Annotated in this window: 3 protein-coding genes; all 3 read right to left on the bottom strand. The window is 41.2% G+C overall.

The features are described 5' to 3' along the window. Positions 1-95 precede the first annotated feature (95 nt). From ACYPWY_RS15495 to ACYPWY_RS15485, 3 genes are read right to left on the bottom strand one after another with little or no spacing between them, the layout of a single operon-like run. Positions 96-1,910, bottom strand: a complete 1,815-nt coding sequence (locus tag ACYPWY_RS15495; protein WP_459686451.1) for an O-antigen ligase family protein — start codon at positions 1,908-1,910, stop codon at positions 96-98. Then, entirely contained in the window at positions 1,907-2,782 is an 876-nt protein-coding gene (gene lepB, locus ACYPWY_RS15490) for a signal peptidase I (protein ID WP_459686450.1), read from the bottom strand. Before lepB ends, ACYPWY_RS15495 begins: the two co-directional genes overlap by 4 nt. Positions 2,783-2,800: 18 nt before the next feature. Further along, positions 2,801-5,344: a hypothetical protein gene (locus ACYPWY_RS15485; RefSeq protein WP_459686449.1), complete on the bottom strand. Its 2,544-nt coding sequence runs from the start codon at positions 5,342-5,344 to the stop codon at positions 2,801-2,803. Between the last annotated feature and the right edge of the window lie 284 nt (positions 5,345-5,628).

Genomic DNA, 5,628 nt, shown 5'->3' with positions numbered 1-5,628 from the left:
GTACTCATGTATCTACTTTTTTGAATTTGCAAATACAAAAATACACCTGTAACCCTTCTTTTACAATACCGTTGCAACAAAGTCGTTTCTATCTATCAGTGAGGAATATCACCGGTTATTTTCCGCATTTCCTTTCTCATCTCCTCTACCGCCATTGAATGGGTTTTGGGTTCTTTTGCCAGTACAATATACGCAGTTTTTCGGGCTTTCAGAGTGTCTCCTGCTTCCATATACATATTGGCGAGCAGATAATAAGGGTAAATTCTGTTGGGGATTATATTTGCCGCTTTCCTGAAACTTATTTCTGCCGAATCGTACCGGTGTAGCGCCTGATAATTTTTACCCATAATGTTGTAAAACATGGGGTCGCTACTGATGCGGGTTGCCTGCCTGATAATGTCGTTGCTTTTTTCGTATTCTCCTGTTTTAGACAGGCTTTGACTGTACTCAAACATAAATGCCGACTGATCGTTCAAGTAAGGGGCAAGTTCTTCATAATCGCTTGCAACTTCTTTGTAGAGCTTCATATTGTACAGCATTTTAAGTTCCTGCCAATCCGTGTATGCTTCGTGAGTTGGATACCTGTTCAATACACAAATGGGAACAAGAACAGCCAAGCAGCAGATAAAAATTCCTGTTACGATTTTTCCGGCTACAAGCTGCCCTTTATTTGAGGCTGAACACGAAGCCAGCAGGAACACAAGCACAATAACAAACGGCAGAATGCTGTATGGGTACGACATAAAGGCAAAGACTGATAACGAGACCAAAGCCCCTGCTTCAGCTATCCGCTTCTGTTTTACAGCAAAATATAATGTACCGGTAACGATTGCCAAATATAGAATAAAGGGGAATATGCCCAGCTCAATGGCTATTTGCAAGTATTCATTAAATGCGTATTCGGGCGCTCCGGCAACAAACTCCTCCTGTTCCGTAGCCTGTCCCGATGCAAAATAGCTTGCCTGTTCATCTCCATAACTGCCGGAGAAATTGCCCAACCCAACACCTGCCAGATGATCAAGAGATGTGAGTGTAGCCACTTTCCACATCAATGCCCGTCCATCGGCTGAGTTCTTTTTTAGCTGGTATATGCCAAATCCTGCAATAATTAATGCCAAAACAATTACCGGGAGTGATAAGATGAGCTTTTTCTTGTAGTTTCGGACAAGATGGGATAATTTTCTTCTTTTCGACAACCATACTATCCCGATAAATACACAGCCTCCTACAGACGCCAGCCACGAAGCCCTACTCATCGCTGCCGGAAGTGATAACAGGATACAAAGCAAAGTCAGCAGGGAGACAGCCCAGTAGATATAGTAACTTAAAAATCTTTTGCTCAATCTATGCCTGAAAACCTTGTAATAATTTATCAGGTAATAAAATGCAATGGGCGCAATCAAGGCTAAATAACCGGCATAAGGTCCCGGATTGAAAAATGAGCCTGTCAGCTTAAATAAATTGTGTTGTGAATTGGAAAAGCCGTAGAGTTGCCGAAGTCCCCAAATAGCCTCAATTAAACCGGTTATCAGAAGAAAAAGCAGCAGAATATACCGGTTTGACTTATAGCCCGATAAAATAAACCGGAAGTAGAAATAGAGAACAAAACACAATACGAACAGGATAAATCGTGTATTAATTGTGTTGTTTTGCAGGTAGGATGAAAGTAATCCGGTGATGCCAAAAAGAATAAGCAGAAAATCTGTTATATTCAAATAAACAGACTTCCTGCTAATAAAAAATGAGATAATTGTACCTGCTGTTACCCAGGCCATTGAAGTATAAAACCAAAAATATTTGCCGCTAACTGTACCATTCGCCAATTCGTTATCGATAACAAAAACGGTGGACAGCGCCATCATAAATGGTATCAGGCACAAATAGTTGATATAGCGCAACACCAGTTTCATTCGATTGATTTAAAAAACCTGTTCCACCTGTATGTATCTGTTTGAAGGTCTTTGGATTTATAGATAACAAAGGCTTTGCCTACAATGTGATCTTCGGGTAACAAGCCCCAGTAGCGGGAATCCCGGGAATCGAATACGTTATCGCCTGCCATAAAATAGTAATTCATGCTGAATGTATATTCCTTTATCTCTTTACCATTCAAAGAGACTTTGTTGTCTTCAAGCTTGATTTTTCCGCTTGTTTCGTATTCTATCAGATTCCTGTACAGGGCTATATTCACCAGATCAATAGCCAGGCATTCATCCTGATGAGGTATATACAACGGACCGAAGCGCTTCATTGTCCAGTAATAGTTGTTATTTTTTTTAGGGAAGCATTGAAACCCTCCTTGCGGTATATCTTTATCCTGTAGTTGTGAAAGTTTTAGCTGCGCTTCGTAATTTCCTAATTTATCCGAAACGCCATTTACCTTGTAAATACCATTGTCTATGTAGAATGTATCGCCCGGAATAGCCACACAACGTTTTACATAATAGGTACTCATATCGGGCTGAATCTTGTTCCTTTTCTTTGAATAGGGAAAGTTAAACACCATCACATCGTTGCGCCGGATACTGCGACAGGCTTTTGCCCGCCAAATATCGGGGCGGGTTTCTGTTTTGATAAAATCATAACTCTTGATGATGCGTGCGCCGGGTATCAGCTTATTAACCAGTATCTGGTCGCCCGCCTCAATTGCAGGCGACATGGACTGGGATGGTATGGAATACTTGTCAAAGAAAAAGACACGCACGATTACTGTCAAAACGATGACAACAAGTAAATAGCCTGTATATACTAAAATTTTCTTTAATAATCGTTTAATCGTCATTTTCCTGTTATTTTTAATTTACTCACTAAACACCATCGGCACACCCTCATTTGTCAATCCCTCGGCGCTGATATTTATTTCTTTGCACGAGCCATTGTTATAGAAACTGATAGTTGCTTTTCCTGCTTTATCCGTTTTCACATCGGGATTCCAATACAAGGTACGGCGGAAATCTCTTTCATCGGGCAGGCGGACTATACTGTAATCGGGGTGATAAAATTCTTTGGGTTTTGCATAACCGTATAACTTGGTATAGCGGATGCCATCTACATTTGGGCGATGGTAATCGTTCTTGTAGGGAATATATTGGCACACGATGTCGGCAATCCACGATTCGTTCGGCTTTTCATACACCGTTTTATCGCGCAGGTTTCTATCGGTATATACCACTATTTTATCAATGTAGTCCAAGTAATACATTCTTACTCCTTGAGGAGGTTTGGTGTATAAAAACCGAATATCTGTTGAGGTTGGCATCCCTAAGCTACTGCTAATAATACGTCCGAAGCTTTTAACGCACCTGTCCGCCGGAACAGGCTGATTATCGAATTCCGGCATACTTGGCGGAAGATCGGTAATGTGGCGTCTGCATTCATTCAACCACCGTCCGTGTAAATCAATTTGCCTATCCATTTCGTCCCACATATCCAAAGTAACAGCAGGGGCATAATCTTCTATTTTGAATTTTTTCCTGTTTTTTCGCTTCGCTATTACGGCTACTTCTTGCAGATGCAATCCTCTCATACCCAATATGGTATCGGATTCGAATGAAGGTGTAGAATAATTTTTGCCTGACGGAAATGGAATATTGGTTTCGTAAAATGTATATGCTTTGGGCTCCAGATATTCGATGCGGTCGAGGAGGATATTACTGTTTTTGATAAACCACCGGTCTTTGTATTTACCCCGTTTTCGTAATTCGTTGGATTGAATAGCCAACGAATAGGAGCCGAATACATCGTCGTTGATAAAGAAATTAAACCGACCCTTGCTGTCGGCCACCGTTGTGCCCGAAATGCTTAAGCTGTCGTTCAGCGCCCATGCTTTCAGTTGAACATTTCCCATTTCTTTTCGTAGGCCAAGTCTATCGGGAGCCGTAAGTACCTTTCCCGAGAAACCCAATCCTTTTTCAATTTCATATTTCATCTTGCCTTTTCTGAATGGATAACGGATCCAGCCTTGCACCATCATCAACAAATCGAGTTTGTAGCGGCTACCGGTGTCATCTTGTTTGAAGTAATAGGCCGGATTTTTTATAAAGCCTTTTAATTCGGACGACAGCAACAGATTGGTAACAATATTGTCGTCGTTGTATGTCAACTCCTCCGATTCGCCGTCTCTTACAGCTACGGAAAAAGTTGTTTGCAAGGGCTGGTTGTTGGCTTCGGTGGCCTGAAAGTTTATGCGGATGGGGGCGTATGGTTCGTAGCTTTCTCTGTCGGTTTTGCACGTCAGGCTGTTGGCTTTGTAATCTTGGTGGTCGATAAAAATGAATCGCTCGGCTATTACGGAACCGTTTTTGTCGAAAAGCCTTAGCTGGTTTACACCCGTAGGAAGGCTTTCCTTTGCTATTCGTTGAGAAAAAAGCGTATCTTCCGGATGTATGGTTCTGAATACATGCACTTTTCCCCAGCACAAGATAGCCAGACCAAGCGTGTCGGGATTTATAGCGGATGTTTTTTGAACCTGTATCAATAGGTGTTTGTCATTCAAATTGTTGACATTCATCACATAGCCTTCTTCACTAACTTTGGGAAGACTGGCCCTGTGATAATTGCCGTTGTAATAAAATTCGGCCACATATTCCGAATCGTCAGGCGTAAAATCGAAGCATCCCATTCCCTCATGTACCGAGGCAAAAGAGGCAACAGCCTCCTGCTCCCGTTGCTTTCGGAATATTTTGCCTTCTATTTCGATATTCTGCCCGTATTCGTCTATAGCTTTGAATGCTACGCGACTGGCGAGTCCTTTTACCAGATTGCCACTTTCGGGGTAAAATGCTATTTTGTAGGGTTGAGGTACTTTTTTATCGGCATCTTTTTCGATGTAAGTAATCATGTTATGTTTTTCCCGTTCAGTCATGATTTTGTTTCCGTAATCTCCTGCTTTTTCGGGAGAATCGTAAACAGGGAAAACGCGAGAAAAGAGACAATTTTCGCCGAAATTCAGCATATAGCGGGTATAAGCCCTGACCTCAAAGAATCCGCTATTGATGCTGTCGGCAATCTGAAATTCGCCACGCGCCTGTCCGTCCTCTATTTTCAATTTCTTCGATTCTACAACAAAACCTGCGGGGTTGAGAAAATCGACATACAGCACGTGGCTCATGTTCGTAAACTTGTTGTCGCCCGAAGAAACTACATAAGCCTTAAACCAAATAGCTTCGCCTTTGTAATAGCCGGTATTATCAAAATGTAGATACACTTTCTCCTGCGGATACAAATTGTTGAAAGTATTGATTTTGCCAACAAATTCGGACAATCTCTGTTCCTCAGACTTCCCTTGGGAGGAAACAGAAAGGCAATATAAGTTAAAAAGCAATAGTATAATAAGCTTTTTCATCGCAGCGATTGAGGCTAGTTACTAGGGATTTTCCAGTATTTCTTGTTCATGCTGTTTAAGTAACTAGCAGTATAATTATCCACTTCTTTGACAGGTATGAATACCTGTTTACAACGCAAATCCGAATTAGTTACAAAAAAGAAAGGCATATCCATATTTTCTACGGGAATATTCAAGTTTTGTCCATTTATATTAGAAACGACTTTGTTGCAACGGTATTGTAAAAGAAGGGTTACAGGTGTATTTTTGTATTTGCAAATTCAAAAAAGTAGATACATGAGTAT

The organism is Viscerimonas tarda, from assembly GCF_054601255.1.
Note: the sequence above shows the minus strand (reverse complement) of the source record. Positions and strands in the feature narration are given on the sequence as shown.

Excerpts from the sequence above, each read along its gene's own strand:
- ACYPWY_RS15485 (WP_459686449.1), bottom strand. The coding sequence starts at position 5,344 with ATGAAAAAGCTTATTATACTATTGCTTTTTAACTTATATTGCCTTTCT.
- lepB (WP_459686450.1), bottom strand. The coding sequence starts at position 2,782 with ATGACGATTAAACGATTATTAAAGAAAATTTTAGTATATACAGGCTAT.
- ACYPWY_RS15495 (WP_459686451.1), bottom strand. The coding sequence starts at position 1,910 with ATGAAACTGGTGTTGCGCTATATCAACTATTTGTGCCTGATACCATTT.